Source organism: Streptomyces sp. PTY087I2 (assembly GCF_001687325.1).
Classification (GTDB): domain Bacteria; phylum Actinomycetota; class Actinomycetes; order Streptomycetales; family Streptomycetaceae; genus Streptomyces.
Map to the genome: position 1 here is coordinate 359,659 of NZ_LZRD01000001.1, position 23,457 is coordinate 383,115.

Below are 23,457 nucleotides of genomic sequence, written 5' to 3' on the forward strand. Positions count from 1 at the left end.
GGATCAATAAGGGGTAGAGCGATCAATCGCACCGGAGATAGGGTCACCGGCGACGTAAGGGGTGAGAGTCCCGCCCGCGAGCAGGTAGGTCCGGTCAGCCACCGCTGCGACTTGCCGACGATGCGTGATGAGCAGCACTGACAGGCCCTGGGCCGCCCGCAAAGTAGCCAGATTCTCGAGGACCTTCTGTTCGGTCCTCAGGTCGAGCGCCGAAGTTGCCTCGTCGCACACCAGCACCCGCGGCCCTGAGGCCAATGAACGGGCCAGATTGACACGCTGCCGTTCACCGCCACTGAGCTCGCTCGGAAGCCGGGCCGCCGCGTAGTCGGGGAGTTCGACGACTTGCAGGAGCTCGGCCACCGACAGCGGCGCGCCGCCTCCTCGGCTCGCGGCAGAGCGCGCCCTCTCCAGAGCCGGCCCCACGCGTTCCCGAGGGTTGAGCGCCGCCCTGCTGTCCTGGTCCACATGGGCGACGAAGAGCTTTCCAGCCCTCGTGCGGCGGGAAGTCAGCCACGGCTGAGCTTTCCCTTCGAACCACAAGGTTCCGCTGGTCGGAGCCAATGTCCCAGCCAGAGCACACGCCAGCGTGCTCTTACCGACCCCCGATCCTCCTACGATCGCCACGCACTCGCCCGCTACCAGGCTCAACGAAGTGCCCCTCAGGACGGGTGGCCGGTCGGAGATGCCACCGACGTTCTGAGCGCTCAGTAGGGGTTGTCCCCCTTCCGGGACAGGACTGCTCCCATTCGCCGCGACGTTGCCGAGCATCGGGGACGCCTTCCGCGCAGCGCCTGAGAGGCCCGACCCCTGGCTGACTACCGGGCGGGCCCCTGGCCTGCCGGATTCGACCAGTCGTCCTTCCTCCATACTCAGCCGGCGCTCAGTGAGGCGGGAAACGACCTCCAGGTCGTGACTCACCACCAGCAAGGCGATGTCGGCCGGGATGGTACGGAGGAGTCGTACTGTCTCATCAACCAGCTTCGGGTCGAGACCGCTGGTCGGTTCGTCGAGAATCAGCAGCTTCGCTCCCGCCGTCAGGGCGGCGGCCAAGGCAACACGCTGAGCCTGCCCACCGGACAGTTCATGGGGAAAGGCGCGTTCCAAACTGGCGGGCAACCGCATGCGCTCCAGCGCTTGAGCGCGAAGAACCCGCCTGTGCGCCTGCGGAGTGCCGGCCCGCCGTGCCGCTCGGTCAAGCACCCATGCGATGCGGTGTTCGGCAGGGAGTGCACTAGAGCTGTCCTGGGACAGGTAGTTCACCGTGGTGCCTCGTAGGGCCTTCGCTGCTACCGGATCAAACGGGTCGCGACCGGTGACCCGTACGGTTCCTGCTGAGCGAGAAATGCCTCGCCTTGTGTATCCCAGCAAGGCATGGGCGAGTGCAGTCTTGCCGGATCCGGACTCCCCTGTCAGACCGATCCGCTCTCCCTGCCGCACGCTCAATGAGCAGTCGGTCAGCACGGGTCGCTCTGCCGCGACAAGACTCAGCCCTGACATCTCGATCAGGTTCACTGCGCTTCGCTCCGTTCATGCCTGGCAGGCCCCCGGAAGGGGGTCAGACGGTCCACCGCGAGAGTGGCTCCCAGTGCGAGGATCACAAGCAAGACGGCGGGGGCAAGGGCGGGCCAGGGACTGAAGGTCGCACCTGGAAGGTTCTCGCGCACCAAGCGGCCCCAGTTGGCTGCCGGAGCCGGGGATCCCAGCCCTAGGAATCCCGCTGTTGCCGCGAGCTGGGTGGCCGCGATGAATCGGATGCCCGCCTCGGCAAGGGCCTCCCGTGCGATGTTCGGCAGGATGTCGTATCGGATGACGCGCAGCCTGCCGTCTCCTCGCGCCAGCGCCGTGCGTACATAGGAGAGGTGAGCCAGTCGCGCGGTCGCCCCCCCGATGACACGTATGGAGAAGGGCAGGCTGACTGCTGTGACAGCGACCATCACGGCCCAGTCGCTGCCGGGCCGTCCGGCGGCGACCAGCAGCATGACGAGCAGCGGGGGCACGGCGGCCAGCGTGTCCACCATTCTCATGAGGCCGACGAGCGGGCCGCGGTCGGCCAGACCGGCCAGAGTTCCGACAGCCAGGCCCACGACACTTCCCAGGGCCGTGGCCACCAGGGCCTGCAGAACGAGAATCCGGCCTCCGTGCAGCGTTCTTGTGAGGGCATCGCGACCAAGGAGGTCCGTGCCGAACGGCCTATCGGCACCTGCTGACTCAAACGGGATGCCCACCTGCTGCGTGGGTGACGGCAGGGGAAGCCACGGGCCGAGCAGGGCGACCACTACCACCAGCCCCAGGACTGCTATCGGAAGTGATCTCAGAATGGGGCGGATCATGGCGCTCCCCCCGCTATCGGATCTCGCCGCGTGCCCGGCCGCGACCGCACGTCCAAGAGTCTCCCGAGCAGGTCGCCCAAAAAGAGAACGACTAGTACGGCTGCGGCCAGAGCCAGCCCGAAACCCTGCACGACCGGCACATCGCGGTAGGCGACGGCGCGGGCCAGCTCGGCGCCTACACCTGGGTAGTTGAAGAGCGCTTCGACGACCAGACTTCCTCCAAGAAGTCCGGAGACCATGACGGCCATGCCCTGAACCGCAGGGCCAGCCGCAGCGGGCAGCACATACCACACCGCCAGTGCCCAACCCGACTCCCCATCCAGACGAGCCTGCTCGACGGCAGGGCTGTCGGCTACGGCCGCCGTGGCAGCCCGCACCAGCCGGGTGGCCACTCCCAGCCCACCGAGAACGAGGCTTGTCACCGGCAGGACAAGCAAATCGGGGTGGGCCCAGGGTGCGTCCCCGGGCGGCACCATCGAGACTGCGGGGAGAAGTCGCCAGTGCTGTGCCAGCACCATCAACAGGGCACTGGCAAGCAGAAACTCGGGCACCGCGATCAATGTGACGGTCCCGGCCGACAGCAGCCGATCAAGCCTGCTGTCGACCCTCATCCCCGCGGCAAGGCCCAGTACGACGGCGAGCACGACTACAGCAGCGGCAGCCAGAAGGATAAGTACCAGCGAATAGCCAAACCGTGAACTCAGCATGTCACCGACCGCCCGTCCACTCGACAGCGACCGTCCCAGGTCCCCCCGAAGGAGCTGTGTCAGCCATTCCAAGTAGCGGCTCATAGCGGGCTGGTCCAAGCCCAGGCGCTCTCGTATCTCAGCGCGTTCAGCCTCCGTGGCGTCGTTGCCGGCCGCCACGCCGACGGCGTCCCCGGGTAGCAACTCGGTGGCGAAGAACCTCACCACCGAGAGCACCAGCAGGGTGACAAGGGCCGCCAAGACCCGAGAAACTACCTCCCTCCCCTTCACACCGATTCGATCTCCACAGCGGAGAGGTCGGGGAACTGCAGGTGGCGTACGCCGCTCATCGTCTCGACGTGGACATCAACCGTGGGTACGAATACCGGAATGATCTCGTTGCCCTTCTCCCACAGGAGACGCTGGGCGTCTGCCGACGCTGATGCCCGTTCGGCTTGCTCGGTGGCGCTGCGCGCGGTAGCCACCAGCTTGTCGACATCGGGGAAATTGCCAGGGACATGGTTGGGCTCGAAAGGCGCCGGCGGGTTGTACCCAGCGGCGAACGGAAGCTTCTGGTACGCCTCAAAATCCGCGTAGAGCTGTCCTGCCGGCAACTCCTTGAGGGACGCATCGACGCCGATGGACCGAAGATTCTCGATGATCAGCGTCGCCGTCTCCACCATGCCGGTCAGTTCGGGACCCACCGTCAGCTCAATGGACATGCCGTCATAGCCGGCCTCACGAAGGAGCGCTTTGGCCCGTTCCACATCTTGAGCACGCTGCTCCAGGTCCTTGTTGTAGGTCGCGAACCCGAGCGCCGGAACGTCGTTGCCAAGGTAGGCGCGGCCGAAGTAGACCGAACGGACGATGGCCTCACGGTCGACCGCCAGTCGGAACGCGCTCCGAACCCGTTCGTCCTTGAAGGGCTTGTGCTGAAGGTTCATCACATAGCGCAGGTTCGACACGTACGGAGGCTTGCCTGCCGAGACCTCAAAGCCCTTGGCCTTGGCCAATGTGCGGGCGGCGGTGGGCGAAACAGCGTTGACGAACTCCACCTGCCCACCGCGCAACGCGTTGACGCGAGCCTCGGCGTCTCCGATGGAAAGCAGCTGGATCTCCTTGAGGCTGATGGCCTCAGCGTCAGGCGCCGCGTACTTGGGGTTCCGACGAAGCACAGTCTGCCGACCAGGCTCGTACGAGTGGATGACGAACGGCCCGCACGACGGGGTGTCCGGGGTGAAGTCGGTAGTGCCGTCCTTGATCGCCAACATGCTCTGGCACAGCAGCAGTCGCCCGTCCGCGATCGGGGTCCGGGCCGGGAGACGGACAGTCAGCTCGTCCTCAACCTTGGCGGACTTGAGGTCAAAGCTTCGGCCCACGATGCGGGTGAAGGGGAGCCCCTGCAAAGTGTCCGGCGCAGAGAGTGAGTACAGCAAGTCGGCCGAGGTCAGCGGGGAACCGTCCGTGAAGGTGAGGCCGTCCCGCAAGCGCAGCGTGTAGGTGGTCAGGTCGTCGCTGACGTCGATCGTTTCGAGAACGCCGTACTCGACGCCGTCGGGGCGCTTGGGATCGACGGCGCCGAGCGCCCCGTGCACAAGTCGGGCGCGGACGAAGTCCAGGGCAGTAGGCCCGACGAAGTAGTTGAGGGTTTCGCTGGAACCGCCTCCGGCGAAGGCGGCACGGACAGTCCCCCCCTCCCCCTGCCCCCCGGAGGATCCGGATGAGCATGCTGCCAGAAATCCCGTCAGCCCTGCTGCGGTGAGGGCGCCGAGCCCCAGGAAGGATCGACGATTGAAAGAGCTCACTTTGCGTGTCCTTTTGCTTACTCGAATCGCTCCATCAGGGAGCGAGCAGCCCGACGACCCTCCCGACAGGAGGCTCACGGGAGGAGAGGAACAATGACTGAAAATGATTATCATTTATTTTAAGGGCTGACAATGCTCCCCGGTAACGACTCGACCGCAAGGCACCCCTGTTCGCCACACCTTGGGGCGACAACCAGGCCGGCGAAGGCGAGGACGCCAACCGGCCAATCGCACCCACCGGGACGCACCCTGCAGGGCACGGCCTTGCCGGAACAGCAAGAACGATTGCGCCACCGGCCCGGCGGACGCATGGTGAAGCCATGAGGGAGATCGAGCAGTTGAGCTTTGATGGACGCGTGTGGGATGCGGTCGTGGTCGGTGGCGGGGTTGCCGGGATCTCGGCAGCGTTGACCTTGGCACGACTGCGAAGGTCGGTTCTCGTCATCGACGCGGGGGAGTCGCCCGCCGCCCCGGACAGCGACGCTTTCAACATGCACGGCCTCCTGGGCCGTCGAACAACCTCCTACACGAAGTTGCTGAGAATGGGGCGCGAGCAGGCCTCCCGGCATAAGGTCCCACCCTTGGAAGCCGAGTAGCGCAGGTGCACCGGGACGGACAAGAGCTTTCAGTCGTGACAGAGGATTGGCAACGGATACAGTCCCGTCGCGTACTGGTGGCCGCTGGACTCGCGGCCGAGCTGCCCGATGTGCCAGGCCTCAAGGAGCGGTGGGGTCACGAAGTGCTGCACTGGCGTCACACCCACCGCTGGGAAGCCCGCGACTTGGCGATTGCCGTGGTGGGCAGCTTCCGTCAGGCGCTGCTGTTTCGCCAGCTCACGGAGAAGCTGACTCTGATCTTGCGCGGAGCAGACGATCTCTCGATGGGTCAACGAGCGCAGCTGACTGGACTAGGAGTTCGAATCTTGGAAGGCGAGATCGGCGGACTGGAGATCGACAGCCACGGGCAACTAGCCGGTGCGCACCTGACCTCGAACACGCAGGTACCCGCACAGAGACTCGTGATCTCACCTCGCGTCATGGCGTGTGTTGATTTCTTGAACGGCCTCGGCGTCTCGATTCGCCCACACCCCACGGAGGCCAGCGAGCAGGTCGCAGTGGACTCGTCCGGCTTCACAGGTGTCAGCGGCGTGTGGGCGGCCGGAAGCGTCAGCGATGTACTGGCCAGCGCACCGGTAGCGGCTGCGGCCGGATCCGCTGCTGCAACAGCAATCAACCTGGACCTTCTGGTCTGCGACCACACCTCGATCGCCGCGGCCCCACCGACCACAGGCGGCTTCAGTGGAGCAATGGAAGCCGAGGTGACACGACGCGTTCTGGGCCCACGTATCCATGGCCTGGAGACCATCCTCAGCCGAGGTAATGGCAGCCCAACACTCCCAGCCGACCTGCACAAAGGCGACCAGCCCGAACTTCCCGGCTGAAAGCCCCACACCGAACGGCACACTTCGCCGCACTATCGGAGCCCACCAGCGGGCACCCACCGCGTCCGCTCTTCCCGCGAAGCAACAGCCGAGCATCGGTTCGCGGCCCGCACTCAGCCTCACCAGGCACTTAATCGAGCCCAGCTCCCAGCCATCACACCCGACTGTCATTCATCGAGCGCTACATACCGCAGCCACCCTTCGCGAAGAGAGTCGGCTGCGTGCGGCACTCCCCCGGCAAACCCCCCTAGGCTGCCGAAGAAGCGCCACGCGCAGCCTCCCAGGCGAGAATAAGCGCAATGGTAATCGTTTTCAATAGCCGCGTGATCGCAAGTCGCTGCTCGCGGTCACTGGGAGCTCCTATCGACGCAGTGGGGCGCCTGCCGGGCCGCGGCTCCGGTTGACAGAGGCGTGGCGGACTGGACTGGGCGCGGCGATACCTGAACGAACGCGCTCCCGGCGTGTCGGCGACCGCCCTCGCCGACCGGCGCCGCCTCCGGTTCCTCGCCGTGTTGGTTCAATTCAGCGGCGCCGCCCCAGGCTTTGAGGGACCTCCATCAACCCCAGGTCGCTTACTACTCTGTCTTGCTCGCATTTGAGTCCAGAGCAAACAGGTTCAGTCGATAGGCCTTCGTCTGCGGAAGTGCACCCATCACCGGCAGCAAAGCGCGCATGTGCAAGGGGAGTGCTGTTCGGACAGCGCGCGGTGGCGTTGCGAGGGTGTGACTGGCAGTCAACGTGATGCCGGGGTGCCACGACTCGATCTCGCGGGGATCGTCGCATGCCCACTCAAGCGTGGCGGACATCTTTCTCAGAGGGTCGCGCCGCCGCTGAACACGGCGCCGCTGGTTGCGCAGGATCCATTCACCCCAGGTGTCGAAGGCCAACGTGGAGTCGGGGAAGCTGCCTGCGATCCGGCCAGCTGCCCTGCGTGCATCGGCCTCGGTGAGGTAGATCAGTACCGCTTCAGCGACGAAAAAGTACGGACCAGGGTACTCACGCACTTGAGCCACCCATGCGTCGTCCACGACCGAGGCCGCAATCATGGAACGTCGATCGCTCTCCTCGAACAGTTTCCTCCGCAGGTCCATCGAGTCGGGCAGGTCAAGTTCAACCCAGTGGCAAGAACCGTTATCAAGCCGCTCAAACCGCGTGTTCAGTCCTGCGCCGATCTCCACCACCGTGCCGCACGGATGCGCACGCAAAAAGCCGGCAACCCAGTGATCAAAGATCAATCCACGCAGGACCGAACCTGCCAGGCTCCGGTCGCCGTCGAACTTGGCGAAGTCGTAGTCGATCGCCTCTACGATCTCCACGGCGCGGGGGTCGATCGCCATCGGATGACGCTTACGAGTCTCGACGGCTCGCCCATAGAGCGGAATTAGCAACGTCTCCTGCGCCGGCCCCAACACGATCTGATGTCTGTGCACCATCGCCAGTTCCTCTCCGATGCCGTATGCACCCTGCTGCGTGTGCCAACTGAGGACGCTCTGGATCGCTACAGGGTTGGTGATCGCGCGGTGAGTTCAGTTCACCATGCGGGCCAGTCGATGCCACCGTTGGTGACGGTGACGGAACATGAGCCGGATGAACAGCCGTACCGGCGCTCCGCGCCAGCCGTCCTCGGTCTCGACCTCGTCCGTATAGCGGCACCGGCGCTCTCCGAGGGGGACGAACGTGAGGCGGTGCCGCCAGATGCGCACGGGCCCACCGCGCTCTTCGGTGCAGATCTCCAACGAGTCGAGCCCTCGCACAATGATGTGGTGGGTCCATCCAGGGATCACGCCGAACCACCACAGGCGCGCTCTGCCGTGTGCCCCCACTTCGACGTGCCGGGGCACGTCCATGCGGTACAGCTGCAGCACGGGGCTCATGACGAAGGCCATCACCTCCGGATTCCGCGCCAGCCGTGCCGCAACGTCGGCTGCAAGAGGCAGCTCGGTGGTGCGTTTCGTCTTGGCCATGTCTCACCCTCCCGACACCACCGCATCTGACAATCGTTATCATATCCATATTGGGCATGGTGCGCGGGGTCTGGACTCGACCACCAAGGGAGACACTGCCCCAGCCCCGCCGCTCAGCGCTCTCCACGTCGCGAGCCAGGCCGCCAGGGCCTGACCGACACGCCGCAAGTACTGATCGCGGCGGACGCCGAAGCCGTTCCACACTGCCGCTACGCCCCGGGAGCGAGGCCGCGAGTCACGGGGCGACTCCCGGGCCGCCTCTTTGCTCAGAAACCAAGGCGCTGCCTCACGTGACGGTCAGCATGCAGGCCGGGCGGCTCCCGACATGTCGGGAGCCGCCCGCTCGACCCGGCCAACGACCACTGGCGGCTGGGGGATTTCAGGAACAAGACCCACCCCGGCCGCAGGCAGCAAGGGCCTGGCGTCAACTTGGCTCCGGTGCCAGCGAGTTGAGGAAGACCGGATTTGACAGAGGCGCAACCACCCCAGTAGACCTAACTCACATGACATTCATTTTCAATAGGGGTGGTTAGTCGTGCGCGTCGCGTTTGTCGGGAAGGGCGGTAGTGGCAAGACCACACTGTCGGCTCTCTTCGCTCGTCAGCTGGCACGCTCGGGCGCACCCGTCGTAGCCATAGACGGTGACATCAACCAGCATCTGGCCGAGGCCCTCAGCCTCGGCAGGGACGAGCCGTTCACTGCGCCGCCGCTCAGCGACAACCTGCGTGAGATCAAGGACTACCTGCGCGGCTCGAATCCGCGCATCGCATCCGGCCAAAGCATGGTCAAGACCACTCCGCCAGGCCGGGGTTCCAAGCTGCTGCGCCCGCTAGGCGACGACGAGATCCATACACGGCACGTCCAGAGCGTGGGAGGCGTCCCTCTGATGGCGACTGGCACGTTCGAGGAGAGGGACCTGGGAGTGGCCTGCTACCACTCCAAGCTCGGTGCGGTCGAGCTGTATCTCAACCATCTCGTCGACGGCCCTGGCGAGTACATCGTTGTCGACATGACAGCCGGAGCGGATGCTTTCGCATCCGGACTTTTCACCCGCTTCGACATGACGTTTCTCGTGGCCGAACCCACCCGCAAAGGCGTTTCGGTCTACCAGCAGTATCGCGACCACGCACATGAGTTCGGTATCCCGATCGCTGTGATCGGCAACAAGGTCACCGGGGAAGACGACCTGCTTTACCTCAAGGAGCACGTCGGCGACGACCTGCTGGCCTACTGTCAGCACTCGCCCTGGGTGCGGTCCCTGGAACAGGGTCGCCTTCAGGGCGATCTGGAGCCGCACAACCAGCACACTCTGGCCCAGTTGCGTACAGCGGTAGACGAGCGGACCAAAGACTGGGCCGCCTTCCAGAAACATGCCGTCGAGTTCCACCTGCGCAACGCCGCCGCCTGGGCCAACCAGGCCACGGGCATTGACCTGGCAGAGCAGGTCGACCCGGACTTCAAGCACGGTCCGGCCGCGCTCGAGGCACATACCTGACGCAGATACCCAGCCGGGCCAGTTCCCACTGCATCCACCGCGATACCCCAAAGGACTGACTCGTGGCCTTGTTCCGACGGGTTCGTGCAGACCGCGGCACCAGCTTGGTCTTGGGCGTACTCGTACCAGAGGGCAGAGGTCGGCTCGGCTGGCTCAATGGCAGTCGGCGCCCTGGCCGAGGTCCTCGGCGGCTCCCCGGAGCAGGTGGAGAACGCCGCCCGGGTCGCCACGGAACACAGCCCGGGCCTGACCTGCCACATGGTCGGCGGCCCGGATGGTGCTACGGGACGACGGCAGCCACAAGGTCTCCCTCGACGAGGTCTTCAAGGCCATGAAGGAGACCAGGGCCCACATGAGCGTGAAGTAAGGAGACCGCGCGGGGCGGGCTCTCGGTGAACATCATCGAGTGCTTTGAACGAGGCCCTGCCCAGCGCCTTCGTGTCTTTCGGCGGTGTCCGGGCCTTCCCTGCTTACGCGACGGAAGATCCCCGAAAAGTCCTTGGGATGTCCCAGTTCCTTCTCGTTCATCGATGGTTCTGGTGCCTTCTTGGCCGGCCCGGTGTCCTCGGAGCGTCACCAGGTGCGGCCACAGCGTCGGCCTCAGCGATCAGGAGGCATCCTCGCCGGGCTCGTCGGTCTCGGCTTCAAAGCTGGAGCCCCGGTACTCGGGGTGGTTTCGGTCCACCGCACCGGCGACGTGGAGCGGGACGGGATGGCGGGTTCGCGCGTCCCAGGCGAGGGACTGATGGCACAGCGCCGCCGCCAGCGCGGCGAGGTCCTTCGGCCGATGCGCGCCCGGCTGCGGCACAGTGATCTGGGTCGCGGTGAAGCTGTGCCAGTCCTTGCGTAGCAGAGTCTCTTTGAGGTCCTCGGGGATCGTGAAGCGGGTGTACGTACTTCCGTTGACGGCGGTTTGGCCGAAGCCGTCGTAGCTACGTGATTTCTGGGCGAAGTACCAGCTGGATACTCCTGTGGAGCTGGTTCGTTCGTGCAGCCAGGCGTCCGGGGCCTGTGGCCGCGCCGGGTCGCGTCGCCCCCGGGCGTCGGCACGGTCCACAGGCGTGGGGACCTCGCCGTACGAGGTGTTGATGCTGACCACGGCAACCGAGCGGTCGTTGTCGTCGAGCCCCTCACTGGGGAGCGTTCCTTCGCCGAGTTGGGCATGCTGCAGTCCCGGCCAGATGGTCCGGCACGCTTCTGTGTCCACGAAGATGACGAGGGGCGACTGTCCGGGCAGGATCCGTAGCGCGGCTTTGATGTGCTCGCGGACAAGCGCGGCTCCTTCTTTGTGACGGGCGTGCTGGTCCACACCGATCGGGCCGGAGCCGAAGGCTGCTTCTCCCAGCGGAAGGGGTAGCCAGGCGTGGTCGCGACGGCTGTACATCTCCAGTCGCCAGGGCTTGCTCGGGTCCGGATCGGTGTGGAGTGCCGTGAGGACCTCCACCATCTGGGTCTTGTCAGCAGAACCGAACTTCGCGCTGACCCGCTGCTGACGTAGATGCAGGCCAACCAGGATCGTGGGGCGATCCAGTGTTACGCCCTCGGCCAGGCGTCCGTCGACCGCTCCGAGGCGGAACATCAGGTCACGCAGTCCGTTAATGGCCGGGTAGTCCAGGCGCGGGCGCTTCCCCTTGGGCTTCTTTACCTCCTCGCCTACCTGAAGCTCTGCATCAAGGTCACCCACCATTGCCTGAAGGTCAGCGTTCAACGCCGAGTCCTGGGACAGCCCGTTTTCGTCTTCAAGCTTCGGCGGCTTCGGCCGAGGGCGCTGAGCAATGAACTGGGAGACAGCGCCGCGCCGATGGAAGTGCCTGCGGAGATCCTGCTTCGGGTCGTAGACGTCCGGTTGCCCCCTTCGTGGGGTTCGCTTCTTCGGATTCCAGATCGTCTCGACCCACACGCCAGTGAGCATGGTGCTCGAGAGTGGTGCGAGGAAGGAGAGCTCGCGATTCCAGTCGGGCGGCGCCGACGAGGTCAAAGCGGGCAAGCGCCGCAGCTGTACGCACAGCCGCTCGGTAAGACGGTGATCGCGGTTGTCCCCCCACTCCTCCGTCTGTTCCGGTTCCTCAAGGTATGGAGTAAGAGCGGTGATCATGCGCTCCCGCGTGTACTCGTCGTCGTACAGGGCGAGGACCCGCACCTGGTCTCGGCCCGTGCCGCTCAGAGCGTGGTCGAGATCTTCCCGCGCGACAGGGCCCTTTGTGTAACGGACGACCTCGACGTCGGTCCGTTCGTACACAACCTGTTCGACCTTCAGCTTCGCCGCAACCTCCTTCACGTGGTTGGCGAGATAGAGGTTGAAGCGCGTACCTGTGCCCTTGCCCAGAGGATGGTCGGTGGGGCCAGGGACCAAGGCCCTCACCGATGACTCCTTCACCTCAGCGAGAGCCTCGTTGGTCCCAAGTTTGATGGCTTCCAGGTTGCAGGCAGCGACGACTTGGGCGGCGAAGTTGCGAGCGTACGGCTCCCATCCTTCGCCTACGCGGCGATGGCCGACAGGCAGGCGAAGCACGGTGTTGTTCTTGCCTCGTTCGACGAATGCGGTGCGCGTGCCGGCCCAGTGTGTGGCCATCCTGCTGAAGGTGGGCAGAACGTGGATACCGATCCGTGGCTCGCCGGGCAGCGTGATGACGCGGAAGTCGAGCTTGTGCATCGCGTAGCCGATCCTCGCCGGCCGTTCCGTTTTGCCTTTCAGAACGTGATCCCAGGCGAGCAGGCTGCCTCTGGTATCCATCAGCCATTCGAGGCGACGGCCTGCGTCCGTAGTGCCGGCAGGAAGGTGGAGCGGCTCGCGCGCGAGTGCGGCGGCGAAGTTCCACGCGGCGACTCGGTAGAACCACTGTGGGGCACGCGGCCGGCCAGAGGCCGCGTGGCGGATGAAGGATCCGAGCTTGGGCTTGTCCATCTCGCTCTGCGCCAGAAGCGGGGAGAGGGTGTTGGCGTCTGTGCCACCGTGGATGAGCTGTTCCCAGCTGCGGACGGCCCTGGTGAGCAGACGTGGCGCAATGGGCTTGGTGGTAGCCAGGACGGTGGGAAGTGCGCGGTCGTCGTCGGGCATGGTGTCGATGTCCGGCATGATCACGATGGGCTGGTTGGTCACCGCGGAAAGTGCTGTGGCGAGTCCTGCGTATGCGGGCCGGATCGGCCTGGAGGTGTAGTTGTCGCGAAAGCGAGGCAGCTGGCTCCATGCCTCGGCGAAGTCCTCGTTCAGTCGGTAGAGGACTACGGTGCCGAGACGCTCGGGGGCTAGGAGGTAGGCCAGGGTGGTCAGCATGCGGTGTCCAATGAGTCTGTGGTGACTTTGTGGTTGTCGGCGAAGGTGAAGAAGGCCCGGAGCGCCTCGCCGTTGGTCGTGAGCATGGTGCCGAGTTCACCGGAGCGGGCCCAGTCGGCCCGGAGTTGGCGGATGAGACTGGGCAGGTCGGAGTTGCCCTTGGGGTCGAGGAAGGCATAGTCGACGAGGCGAATACGCCCTGGTGTCCCACCCCGGCGCGCACGGCCGACCAACTGGATGATGGAGGCGATGAGCTCAGCGGCGATAGCCTTCTTGGCCCGGCGAGGCAACGCACTGAAGTAACGCTCGCTGCTCAGCAGTTCGTCGAAGTACTGACCGGCCGTCTTCTTGGAGCGCGCGAGTTCGAGCCAGGGTTTGTCGCAGGAACGGCGGTCGTCGAGGGCCCTGGCGCCCACGTGGGCGAGCAGCTCGTCGGGGTCGTCAACGATGGACATGGGGCGCACCGCAAGCCAGATGGAACCGATCCGGGATCGGCGCTCACCCGGTGTGAGGATGTTGAGGCTGCGCTCGGCTCGCTTGAGAGGAGCAATGAGGATCCGTGCGTGCGCTCGGGAGCCGAAGTCCTCCAGTTGGTCTCCCGCGATCTCGATCCAAGGCCGGTCCTCGGGCTCCAGTTCCGTCGCGGAGTCAGCATCCGCGTCGGGCCGTACTGCGACCGCGATCAGCCCGGGTGGAGCACCGGCGGCGCGCATTCCTTCGGCTAGGTCACGGCAGCTTTGGTAGGAGGTCGTGGCGAGCAAGATCGCGTCCTGAACGCCGGGGACGTCCTGTGTTGCGAGGTCTTCTAGCTCTCGCGAGAGCTCACTCCACAGCTTCATCCCGAGCTGTCGCGTGGCTTCCCGTCTCCGCTTTCCGGAAAGCCCCGAGATCCTGATCATTTCGCCCGCCAGGTCCGGGATGGCCCGGGCATCAATGACCACGGTCGATGCCTCGTCCGGCACGATGAACTCGGGGCGGATGTGAATGTGGTGCCGGTGGGCCCCCGGCATGTAAGCGGTCGCCGAGAGCCCCAGGACTACTCTCGGGTGCCCCGAGTGAGCGAGCGCCGTGATCTGTCCCAGCGAGGTGATGTACCGGTGGGGGTCACCGCCGAACGCAGCAGCGCTCAGTTTGGTCTCATGAGGCGACTTGGGGTTGTGGTCCTCGGTAAAGGCGAACACTAGCCGTCCGAGCGGACCATGCGGAATTGCTCTCCAGATCTCGTAGCCGCCCAGAGCCTGGGTGATTTCCTCTGCCGCGGGAACGCCGGCGAGTTTGAGCTGCGGTGCGTCGTGCACGAAGCTATACAGCATGCCCCTCAGCGGGACAAGGAACATCCTGCGCACGAGGCGGTCGATCACCGCCGCCCGTGTTTTCGGCGCGGGAACCCAGGGGGCAAGTGACTCGAACAACTCGCCGCGAGCATGCTCCAGGACTCCGGCGGTATCGGTGGCGGAGGTGATCCCCCGCACCAGCCGCGCGAACTCGCGGATGTGCTCGGGCAGAAGATGGCTCGCGATATTGCTGTCGTACACCGCTTCCATGAGTACTGCCGCCCCCACGGCATCTCGTGGATCAGGATCGGTCGACGAGCTGGACGCGTCGTCGGCGAGGAAGGCGGCGAGGTGTCTGCCCAGCCATCCATCCCAGCGCTGGGGGACAATCCATCGACGGCCGCCTCGCTGTTTGCGCGGCTTCTGGTGTGGCTCGTCGGGGAGTTGGTCACTCAGAGCGAGATCGCCCCGGGCCAAATGCATCGTGTACGTCTCAGCCAGGCGCCTGCACTCCGAAACGTTCGACCGGGTGCGTTCCTCCAGAGCCCCGGGAAGTCGGCCGAACGCGCTGACGAGCTGAGTGTCCACTTCCAGGAGAGGGCGATCGTGTCCACGATCGCCCCACGCCAAAGTCAGCCCGCGCCCGGATCGGTCCATTACGGTCGACTGAAAGGCGTCGAGTTCGTCGATGAGCACAACCTGGGCGCGCGTCATGAGGAACTTCTCCACACTGACCTTCTCGTCCACCGTCCCGTCATCCGCCTCCAACGGGATGTGCATGCGTCCCTCGTAGAGGTTGGCGTGTGTGGTCACGATGATGCGTGCCGAGCTTGCCCGCCGGGCCAGCCGAAACTTCCCGCATCCCTGCTTGAAGGGGCAGACCTTCGGTGCCGGCATGCTCCGGTAGGGTTCTCCACGCTCGGGACGTACGGGAGTCAACTTCGTGCAGGGTTCGCCACCCGGCACCCACGTGTCGACGGCTTCTTCCACCGAGGCACACGCGGGCAGTTGACAGGAGTAGCCGATCCTCGCGAAGACCCAGTCGATGTAGTCCGGATCATGCGAGCCTTTGACGGCTCGATCCAGCTCCCGCATCAGGCTGTTCGGCGACATCAGCGGAACCACTACCGCTGAGGCTTCGGTTCCCAGCCGCTCTCGGACACCCCACTCTTCAAGATCCTCCTCGATCCCGTGCGCGACTTTCAGCGCGTTGGCGTTGGTATCGACGACCAGGGCCACGGTGTGACCTTCTTGCACGGCCCAGGTGGCGTAGCTTCGAAGCAGGACGCTTTTCCCTGAGCCTGTGGGGGCGCTCAGCACACTGGTCGGGCCCGCCCGCAACTTCATGGCGCCACCAGCGGCCTCCCCCTGTACGGTCCGCATCTTCTCGAAGAAGGGGACGAGCGTCGCAGCCCGGAACGCGCTTCCCTTCCCCTCATCGAGTTCCGTGTTCAGTTGCAGAAAGTCCTCAACCTTGAGCACCACTTCTGAAAGCTCGGGGGCCGTTTGTAGTGGCACCGGTTGTGGCTGGCGTGGAGGCGCTTGGTGCTCTTCAAAAGTGTAGTAGGCGAGTACGGGGGCCTTCTGACGGCCTGCCATCGGGACACGCAGTGTGTGGGAGTACTCCCCCGGTTTCGCAATCGCGCTCACGACCAGGGCGGACGCCCGGATGTCGTCCATCTCCGCCAGGAGCTGATCCGCACAGGTTCGAGGGTCAAGACCGTGGTGGCCGACTACCTGCTCCTCACCGTCCTGCAGGCGGAAGCCGGGAACCCGACGCTCGAAGAAGTTCGTGCTGGCGTAATCACGGAACGCTGTGTCATTTGCCAGAGGGTTCGCCCTGTGGGCGAGCAGACGGCTGAGACGACGTTGATCGTCCAGAGGAAGGTCCGCGAAGGCTGCCCAGGTGTCGTACTTTCCCGTCAACAGGTAGTGCGAGGCCGTCAGTGTGGTGCCTCCTCGCCCGTCGGGGAAATATACCTGTGCACAGGCACAAGCGCAGGCCAGTAGGCGCGACAGGAGCCGGGATTGATTCCGCTCAAGGCCATCTCGATCGCGTTCGTCTTTCACTGTGCCTTCTTGGCTTCGGCGAGCTTCTTCTTCACGATCCGGTTCACGTCCTCGACCATGAGGACGGTGTAGTCGGGCAGCAGGTCCTGCAATTCCGCTCGCTGCGCAGTGCCGCGATGATCCGGGAGGACGATGGTCTTCGCGGCGAGCGGCTTCTGGGCGATCTCGCCGGCCAGACCGGAGGCGCTGGCAACATCCTTGAGGTCGACCGCCAGCTCCCAACCCAGCTCCTTGATCGCGAACCTCACGTCGTAGAGATCCTGACGGGGCCAGAGTTCGACGATCAGCGGCGGCTTGCCTGCCCACCTCTTGTACAACTTGAGCTCTTCGATCCCTGGTACGACGATAAAACGCCACACGGAGAACTCGACGCAGACCGTCTGACGGCCGCCGTCCCGGTGTACGGTCTTGGCCGCTGGCTGCCTGCGCACTGTGTCGTCACGGGGCCGGAGCTTGGGAGGCTGGCCATCCTTCAAGCTCCGGATGGCGTACTCGGCGTTGTGAGCCCAGTAACTGCAGCGTACGGAAGCCCCGTTGACGCGCATGGGCCACCGGCACACAGGGCAGGGCCACCAGTACCGCCCCTCGTAAGCGCGATCCGGCGGGAGGGGAACGTAGCGGACCGGCGGCAAGATCCCGGCATCGCTGCAGGCGTCAGCGATGGCCTCACGCTCGCCGGCCGGGTGCTCGGTCGTGAACCGCCGACGCGTCACATAGTCCGCATCGCTCGCCCCCGCCTTGAGTCCGAGGAACGCCTCGTTCTCGATGATCTCGTGCTGCATCCACGTCCAAGTGGGCATCCAGCCACGACCGCGATCGCCTCGCTCAAGCACGGCGACAATCGCTGAGCACCCATCGGAGTAGACGTCGTCACTGAGCTCGCCCCACTCCAGGATCGTGACCCGCCCCAGAGGATCATCCTTGAAAATGTCGGGAGCGATATGCCGAAGCGGCTTCCTCGACAGCTGGTCTACGAGTTCAGCCGGGCTCAGGGCTTCTCGGTCGGCGCCGAGGATTGAGTTGACCACCCCGGTCATACTCATGACTTCGCGCCAAGCCCGGGGCTCCTCGCGCCGGACCATCCAGGCGTACCCAAGGCGAATCGTGGCACTGACCAGCGTGGTCATGCGCCGGCTCATAACGGCATCGAGCACCGCCACTCCTCCATCTCACTTTACTGAGTGTTCTTGACAGAGAGCTCTGCGTGATTGAGGTGATGATGCCGGAACTATCGGGACGTGAAGGCAAGCATGTGAGCCAGCGTGTCGCGATCACAAAGTCCCCACAGCGCTGACCAGGGCGTTTGTGCACAGCCAAGGGTGCAACGAGGGAGCAGCGTTTCACCCTCTTAGGTGACGCCCGCTGTTGTCCACCGTTCACCGCGCCTACGGGCCGGTCCTCACCGCTGCCGAGGCACTCCTCGGTTCCTGGCCCGCCGCCCTGGACCGCTGGCCGCGCCTGATACGTCCGCCCGTGCACGAGGTGACCGTCCTGTGCCCAGCCGTCTCTTTCGCGACCGATGCCTCGACCTCTCTAACCGACTCGCCGGAGTGCGCCCCAGGACCGCCGTAGGTCGCCCCACGCCGATCAGGCGGGGGGGGGCGGCCCCATCATGCGGTCCACCGTGCGTTGCTTACGCTCGCCCGACGGGCGTGATCCGCCTAGGACTTGGTAATACAACCGCCGCTTCTTTGATGTCACTGTGCAGGCGCAGCTGGTCGGTAGTGACTCCGACAATGAGTTGGCGAGGCGCAGCCTCGCCAAGACCGGACTGGGTATCAGAATCGCCCGACCGGCCACGTCATCACGAACTCAACTTCAGTGGATGGATTCGTACTGCTGAAGGAAGGTCTGCGTCGCCTTGTTGATGGCCTTCACTGGGTCTGCGGTGCGCTGAAAGTTGAACCACTCCCCTGCGATCCGCAGCCGGGTGAACTTCTCGTGGAGGTGGCTCTCCAACGGGAATCCGCCCGGCGACTGCCATCGCAGCACTATGGGAGAAGCTGATCCAAGCTGGAGCTGCTTAAGGCGCTTCTGGATGTTCGCGGCAACACCGATCTTTATGGACGTCGGGTCGGCTTCGGTGGACACGGCATAGACCCACCGGGAGTCCATCTCGTTGGCTCTCTCAGCCTCGGGGACACGGGACGCCCGGGCCTCCGAGCAGGGCTGACAAACCCCTCTCAGGCCGCCGCACGAGCATTGGCCGCAGTCATCGCAGGGCACGCACGGTTGCTGGTTCGCTGGGGGTATCGCCTCTAGGTTGACAGAGAGGGCAAGCCCCAGTCCGTGGTGCTCACGCTCGTCGACTACACCGACCGCGGTGAGTTCAGCAAGGACTGGTAGCAGCGCGTCCGAGTCGGCCAGGCCCACAGTGCGGGCAATGTGTTCCAGGTCAAAGGTGGCGCTGCCCACGTCGACCAGCTGGTCTGCGGCGAGGACTGCGTATGCAAGGCGGGCGGTGGGGCTCAGGTCCTGATTGAGAAGGGTGACGGCATCGACCAAGACGGCGTAGGGGTGTCGGCGGTGGACGCGGATGATGAGCCTCCTTCGGCGGAAGCGGCCCGCAGCGTCAGGCCGCCATGTTGTCGGAACGCCGGCCACGCCGATCTGTTTCAGACCCGCAAGGTTCAGCGGCTGCGACCGACCTGGCTGGAGGGCCTCCGAAATATCGCCGCCTTGTGGCGACCGCACGGCGCCGAGTCGGTACAAGCCGAGGGTGGACCTTCACCCACGAGTGGGCGAGCATTGCGCGTCCGCGCCCTCACTCTTCGTACGGGGCTTACGGGCAAGAGTCCTCCGAGTCGGCGGCCTCTTCCTCAGCTATCTGTTCGGCTATCTCCCTGCGGATGGCCACTGTGTCCGCAGGCGACCACCCTGAGCCGCTCCCGAAAGGCAGCACACGGTCGTGGGGCTGGTAGAGCCCCTCGCTTTCGAGACTGCAGCGACAGGCGCGGCACTGCCACGGGCGCCGCAGGGTAATCCACTGCCTGAGCCCGCACCAGGGGCACAGCGCGAAGTACGCGCTGGGGCCGTGAGCGGCGGCCCAACTGGCGTAGCCCGACCGGCTGCGAGCCACGTTGATGTCGCCGTGAGTGCGTTCCGCGACCCAGCCAAGGAGGACCATCTCGCCACCGGGCCACGCGCAGGCGCAGGGGCCGTCGCAACAACAGGCGCGCATCTTGCCCAACTCGACGGCCTTTTCCTTGCGGGGGGTGGCTGGTCCCTTGACCTCAAGCCATGTCCCGATCTCAGGCAGCCAGAAGTCCGGCAGGTAACGCACCCCTGACGGCAAAGTGATTTGCTCGGGCTCGTACTGCCAGAGGATGCGTTGGGTGTCGAGGGTGCAGGCCCAGTCGGCTTCGAGCCGAGAACGGAAGGTGGTGCCGCTGTACACCGTCGGTACGGCTTCTATGGCCTGGCCGTCTTCGGGGAGGTCCGTCACGGCGTCTCCGTTCTGGGTCAGTTATGCGCCGCCTCGCAGTATGACCGCTAGTCTTGCGCCTTCACGAAGCGGGATGTCCGGCGGGGGCACGCAGGAGGGACGCGCCCCTGAACAGCAAGAATAGGGCGTCTCTAAGCCCTGAGACCTCCCAGCTACCGCACGGGACGGCGCGTGATGCACCGGATGCCGGCGCTCGACGAGTGGACCTGCGGTCAGGAGCGAGCGGAATCGCGCCGCAATCGCGCGCTTGGCCCTCAGCTCCTCCCGAAAATCCAGGTCAAGGGCATAGCGCGACAGGGCACGGACGGGTCCGTGAAGTGCAAGGAGAGAGCACGCGGCGAGGTCGCAGTGAGCATCATCAAATGCTGACGGGATGGGCCCTGACGAGCGCGTCGACCTTCCCAGGCTGTCAGGGCTTCCCGGCGGTGCCTCAGAAGCCATCGTCAGAAGATGGTTCAGTATCGCCCGCTGTCTCAGTCCACGACGGCAGTGCGCGGAGGAGGGCGGCTCGTCTGCGGATGAGCGCAACCTGCACCCCCCCCCCGCAAATTTTGAGGTTTGCTTAGATCGCTGAGCCGCGTGTCGGCGGTAGCGGAGGGTTGGCGCATCGACGAGAACGCCATCCGCGGAGGCCGAAGCGGCCATGAGCAGAGCGGTGTCCTCCATTCCGTGGAGTGCGGACCAGCCGCCGAGCGACAAGAGCAGGGAGCGCCGCCACATCACCCCCGCAGGATGGACAGGCACGTCGTCAGCCCATTGATCAAGCAGCGCACCGCGAGGCAGGACGCCCGCCGGCACCGGCAGGGCATGGTCGATCAGGTCTCCGTCGGGCAGGAGGTCGCGGGCGTGCCCCACGGCGTAGCCAACGGCGGGACGCGCAGTGAGCGCTTCAGCCAGGGCGGCGAGCGCGTCCGGTTCCAGTTCGTCGTCGGCGTCCATGTTCTGCACGAGGGCCGCCGTCGCCCGGCCCAAGGCGATGTTCCTGCTCACGGCCGGCCCCTCCGTCGTACCGTGTGCTGCGACGGAGACCCGGTGATCGTCTGCGGCGCCGCAGCCGCGCAGCGCGTCCAGGACTTCGTCCGGTGGTCCGTCGATCTGCACCAGCCACGTCCACTCCGCATGCCCCTGCCTACGGAGTGAGTGCCACGCGGATGGAAGGAACACCGAGTAGGGCTCATGCACCGCCGTCACCACATCCACCCACATGATCGAATGATATGGCTCCCTGGCCCACCGTGTCGTGGTAGGCACGTAGCGGAAGCACTCGACCCTGGGGGATCATCGTGGAATCCGCAGCACATCTCGCACGGCTCGATCAGGTCTCGACATCGGATTCACGTGAGGTGGACCGCGTCTGCGAGGAGGTCGCCACCGCCCTGTTCGAAGCAGGAACAGAGCCGTCGTTCGACGTGACGTCGGCGGATTTCGGCGGGGACGCCCGCTTGATCTGCGCCGACCGCTACTGGCGGCTGCGCTTCCTCGACCGGCCGAACATTCGCACAGCAGCAGCCTGCTCCGCCTGGCTCATCAGGCACATCGCCCGCGAGCACCGCACCGAGGTGCAAGAGAAGTGGAGCCTGGGGTACGCGTTCATCACCAGAGACAGTGTCGAATCTGCCCTGGAGCTCTCCCGGGCAGCCGAAGAAATCGTCGGAACCGACACCTCGGCTGGCGACACCGCCCACTTCGCCACCCTCTACCACGCAGGAAAGCTGCGGGCGAACCTCTGCTTCGATGAACTGCACCAGTTCCTGGACTCCTCGCTCCTCGCCCTCGCCGCTGGCGTACATCGCCAAGCACCTCTGTTCACCGCCCTGCGTTCCTTCGCCGCCTTCGGTAGCCGCGCCATCACCGCCGAGCACGCGATCGGACTGCTGGATCACGCCTGGTCCTCCCCCGAGCGCACCCGCCATGTCGTGGACATCTGCCTCAACGGAATTCAATTCGCCACTCCGTTCGACGGACACGGCGAACTCCTGCGCGACCGGGCCGCAGAGGCGGTACGCGACCACCCGCACGACCACATGTTCCACTTCCGGCTGGCCTCAGGGCAGCACATGGTCCGCGCCAACGACGCGGCCCTGGACAGCATCGACACCGCACTGCGCCACCTCCCCGCATCGGGCAGTCGCGGCAGCCACAAACTCCTTCAGGAACAGTTCATCGCCAAGCGCGACGCCATCCTCGAAGGCCGCCTGCGCGCCGAACTCGACACCGAACACGCCCGGGTCCTCGCCGGTCAGGAACGCCGCCACAACCAGCGGTGGGAGCAGCTCAGCTCGGAGCTCGACCGGCGAAGCGAGGAACTGGAGAAGGCCCAGCGCGAAAGCCAGGAGACCGCTCGGGCCAACCACGTACGCTCCGTCGAACTCGTCGCGGTCTTCACCTCCGCCATCGCATTCGCCGTCGGCAGCCTGCAGGTCTCCCTCACCGGCTCCTTCACCCTCAAGGACAGACTCGCCCTCATCGGTGCGTGGGGCGCCTTCCACGTGCTTTTCACCCTGCTGGTGGTCGGTGGCACCTGGTACATCACCCGTCCCCGCCGATAGACGACGGACTTGCTACCTAATTTGAGCCAGGCAACCACGTTCTTCGCCACGTGGAACACCAGGATGAGAACTCGTAACAGGATCAGCTTGTTCGTCCCGTTCGGCGAGTTGCGAGACGAGAGCCGCCAGGTCGACTGGTCCACAGTCGGCCGGCGCCTGGGCGCCGAGGCAAGCGAGGAGCAGCAGTCCTCGGCGAGGGTCTCCAGAGTCTGGTCTGCCACGCGGCGGTGGTGATCGCCGTGGGCCAGTCGGTGTGTTCCGGGTAGATGTGGGCCACCTCGAGGCTGGCCCACAGGGTGGTGAGCGGGCTACGCAGTCGTGTGCTGCGTGCGCGACGAAGCGTCGCTCCCGGGCGGCAGCGTCACCGAGGCGTTGCCGGGTGGTGTTGATGGTGGTGGCCAGGCCGGTGATCTCGCGCCCCGTAGCGGGAACGGCGACTCGTTCACGGGGGTCGCTCGCGGTGAGCGAGGCGGTGGCGACGCGGATCGCTTCGACCGGCCGCAGAGCGATGCGTACGGTGAATTAGGTGACGGCTGAGATCAGTACCAGGCCGACGAATCAGGCCCGCAGCAGCAGGAGATCCATCTCGTCGGTGATCGCCCCCGTCGTGTGCGGGAGCACCACCACATGGACCCGAAGTGTGGCGTCCGTGGCGACGCCCAGGTTTGCGGCCTCGGCGCTGCTGAGTTCACCGGGGAGGCGACGGATGTGCTGCGGCCGGTCGCGACGACTTCGTACGGCACGGCGCTTCTGCGGCTGGGAATCATGCCCTCAAGCAGTGGGTCGGCCAGAGCGAGGAGAGGGGCCTGAGCCTGGTCCTGGGCGATCTTGGTCCTCTGACGGTAGACGTCATGGCACAGCCACCAGCCGATGGCGACCAGGATGACGGCGGCGGTCAGGGCAACGACCAGGGCGGCTCGGGCCGCACGGACCGGGGCCACCAGCGGCGTCGCCCCTCAGCCGTGTCCCGGCCCGCAGGGCCCACTGGCCAAGGCCGCCTAGAAGGAAGACGTCAACTACTCAAGATGGCAGTTTGTCGGGAAGGCACGAGCGTGGCGCCAGCTGGTTGCTGTGCCACAGAGGACTCTGACCACTCCCGACAGGCCGTTGCACGAGCGCTGCGC

Annotated in this window: 16 protein-coding genes and 1 pseudogene; 5 read left to right on the plus strand and 12 right to left on the minus strand. The window is 65.4% G+C overall.

Annotated features, from left to right (window positions below):
- Window positions 1-3 precede the first annotated feature (3 nt).
- The 4 genes from A3Q37_RS35260 to A3Q37_RS01605 are packed head-to-tail and all read right to left on the minus strand — an operon-like array spanning window position 4 to window position 4,821.
- Window positions 4-1,512 (minus strand): ABC transporter ATP-binding protein, encoded by a 1,509-nt coding sequence (locus A3Q37_RS35260; protein ID WP_079137602.1) that lies wholly within the window; start codon window positions 1,510-1,512, stop codon window positions 4-6.
- A complete protein-coding gene (locus A3Q37_RS01595; RefSeq protein ID WP_065476515.1) occupies window positions 1,509-2,330 on the minus strand; it encodes an ABC transporter permease in 822 nt (273 codons plus the stop codon). Before A3Q37_RS01595 ends, A3Q37_RS35260 begins: the two co-directional genes overlap by 4 nt.
- Window positions 2,327-3,307, minus strand: a complete 981-nt coding sequence (locus A3Q37_RS01600; RefSeq protein WP_065476517.1) for an ABC transporter permease — start codon at window positions 3,305-3,307, stop codon at window positions 2,327-2,329. Before A3Q37_RS01600 ends, A3Q37_RS01595 begins: the two co-directional genes overlap by 4 nt.
- Entirely contained in the window at window positions 3,304-4,821 is a 1,518-nt protein-coding gene (locus A3Q37_RS01605) for an ABC transporter substrate-binding protein (RefSeq protein ID WP_065476519.1), read from the minus strand. Before A3Q37_RS01605 ends, A3Q37_RS01600 begins: the two co-directional genes overlap by 4 nt.
- Before the next feature lie 320 nt (window positions 4,822-5,141).
- Here A3Q37_RS01605 and A3Q37_RS37565 point away from each other — a divergent pair, with 320 nt between their 5' ends.
- Window positions 5,142-5,417 carry an FAD-dependent oxidoreductase gene (locus A3Q37_RS37565; protein ID WP_065476521.1) on the plus strand — a complete coding sequence of 92 codons (276 nt, stop codon included), beginning with the start codon at window positions 5,142-5,144 and terminating at the stop codon, window positions 5,415-5,417.
- Between the two features lie 35 nt (window positions 5,418-5,452).
- The gene (locus A3Q37_RS35265; protein WP_255311703.1) at window positions 5,453-6,262 is read left to right on the plus strand and encodes an FAD-dependent oxidoreductase; all 810 of its coding nucleotides are present in this window, start codon (window positions 5,453-5,455) and stop codon (window positions 6,260-6,262) included.
- 575 nt (window positions 6,263-6,837) lie between these two features.
- Here A3Q37_RS35265 and A3Q37_RS01615 read toward each other — a convergent pair.
- Complete coding sequence (locus A3Q37_RS01615; RefSeq protein ID WP_065476524.1) at window positions 6,838-7,695, minus strand: class I SAM-dependent methyltransferase; 858 nt, start codon at window positions 7,693-7,695, stop codon at window positions 6,838-6,840.
- A gap of 93 nt (window positions 7,696-7,788) precedes the next feature.
- Window positions 7,789-8,226, minus strand: a complete 438-nt coding sequence (locus A3Q37_RS01620; RefSeq protein ID WP_065476527.1) for a hypothetical protein — start codon at window positions 8,224-8,226, stop codon at window positions 7,789-7,791.
- A gap of 535 nt (window positions 8,227-8,761) precedes the next feature.
- Here A3Q37_RS01620 and A3Q37_RS01625 point away from each other — a divergent pair.
- Both A3Q37_RS01625 and A3Q37_RS37570 read left to right on the plus strand, forming a co-directional pair.
- Window positions 8,762-9,721: an ATP-binding protein gene (locus A3Q37_RS01625; protein ID WP_065476530.1), complete on the plus strand. Its 960-nt coding sequence runs from the start codon at window positions 8,762-8,764 to the stop codon at window positions 9,719-9,721.
- 129 nt (window positions 9,722-9,850) lie between these two features.
- Window positions 9,851-10,131, plus strand: a pseudogene (locus A3Q37_RS37570) (L-serine ammonia-lyase, iron-sulfur-dependent, subunit beta); the annotation flags it as partial.
- 197 nt (window positions 10,132-10,328) lie between these two features.
- Here the strand turns inward: A3Q37_RS37570 and A3Q37_RS37070 are convergent.
- The 6 genes from A3Q37_RS37070 to A3Q37_RS38275 all read right to left on the minus strand — a co-directional run bounded on the left by A3Q37_RS37070 (window position 10,329) and on the right by A3Q37_RS38275 (window position 20,990).
- A complete protein-coding gene (locus tag A3Q37_RS37070; protein WP_065476537.1) occupies window positions 10,329-12,995 on the minus strand; it encodes an RNaseH domain-containing protein in 2,667 nt (888 codons plus the stop codon).
- Window positions 12,989-16,339 (minus strand): hypothetical protein, encoded by a 3,351-nt coding sequence (locus A3Q37_RS01640; RefSeq protein ID WP_141693536.1) that lies wholly within the window; start codon window positions 16,337-16,339, stop codon window positions 12,989-12,991. Before A3Q37_RS01640 ends, A3Q37_RS37070 begins: the two co-directional genes overlap by 7 nt.
- Window positions 16,336-17,466, minus strand: a complete 1,131-nt coding sequence (locus tag A3Q37_RS01645) for a hypothetical protein (protein WP_141693537.1) — start codon at window positions 17,464-17,466, stop codon at window positions 16,336-16,338. The genes A3Q37_RS01640 and A3Q37_RS01645 overlap by 4 nt, the downstream gene beginning before the upstream one ends.
- A 691-nt stretch (window positions 17,467-18,157) precedes the next feature.
- Entirely contained in the window at window positions 18,158-19,033 is an 876-nt protein-coding gene (locus tag A3Q37_RS01650; protein WP_176711322.1) for a GIY-YIG nuclease family protein, read from the minus strand.
- 88 nt (window positions 19,034-19,121) lie between these two features.
- Window positions 19,122-19,784 carry a hypothetical protein gene (locus A3Q37_RS01655; protein ID WP_065476551.1) on the minus strand — a complete coding sequence of 221 codons (663 nt, stop codon included), beginning with the start codon at window positions 19,782-19,784 and terminating at the stop codon, window positions 19,122-19,124.
- Window positions 19,785-19,805: 21 nt separating this feature from the next.
- The gene (locus A3Q37_RS38275) at window positions 19,806-20,990 is read right to left on the minus strand and encodes a glycosyltransferase (RefSeq protein WP_218064541.1); all 1,185 of its coding nucleotides are present in this window, start codon (window positions 20,988-20,990) and stop codon (window positions 19,806-19,808) included.
- Window positions 20,991-21,067: 77 nt separating this feature from the next.
- On the opposite strand from A3Q37_RS38275, the gene A3Q37_RS01665 reads away from it, so the two are divergent.
- The gene (locus tag A3Q37_RS01665; RefSeq protein WP_065476557.1) at window positions 21,068-22,333 is read left to right on the plus strand and encodes a hypothetical protein; all 1,266 of its coding nucleotides are present in this window, start codon (window positions 21,068-21,070) and stop codon (window positions 22,331-22,333) included.
- The last annotated feature ends 1,124 nt before the right edge of the window (window positions 22,334-23,457 follow it).

What these genes read in the sequence shown, in the direction of transcription:
- A3Q37_RS01645 (WP_141693537.1), bottom strand. Translation starts at nt 17,466, where the DNA reads ATGACCACGCTGGTCAGTGCCACGATTCGCCTTGGGTACGCCTGGATG.
- A3Q37_RS37565 (WP_065476521.1), top strand. Translation starts at nt 5,142, where the DNA reads ATGAGGGAGATCGAGCAGTTGAGCTTTGATGGACGCGTGTGGGATGCG.
- A3Q37_RS38275 (WP_218064541.1), bottom strand. Translation starts at nt 20,990, where the DNA reads ATGTGGGTGGATGTGGTGACGGCGGTGCATGAGCCCTACTCGGTGTTC.
- A3Q37_RS01620 (WP_065476527.1), bottom strand. Translation starts at nt 8,226, where the DNA reads ATGGCCAAGACGAAACGCACCACCGAGCTGCCTCTTGCAGCCGACGTT.
- A3Q37_RS37070 (WP_065476537.1), bottom strand. Translation starts at nt 12,995, where the DNA reads ATGCTGACCACCCTGGCCTACCTCCTAGCCCCCGAGCGTCTCGGCACC.
- A3Q37_RS01615 (WP_065476524.1), bottom strand. Translation starts at nt 7,695, where the DNA reads ATGGTGCACAGACATCAGATCGTGTTGGGGCCGGCGCAGGAGACGTTG.
- A3Q37_RS01595 (WP_065476515.1), bottom strand. Translation starts at nt 2,330, where the DNA reads ATGATCCGCCCCATTCTGAGATCACTTCCGATAGCAGTCCTGGGGCTG.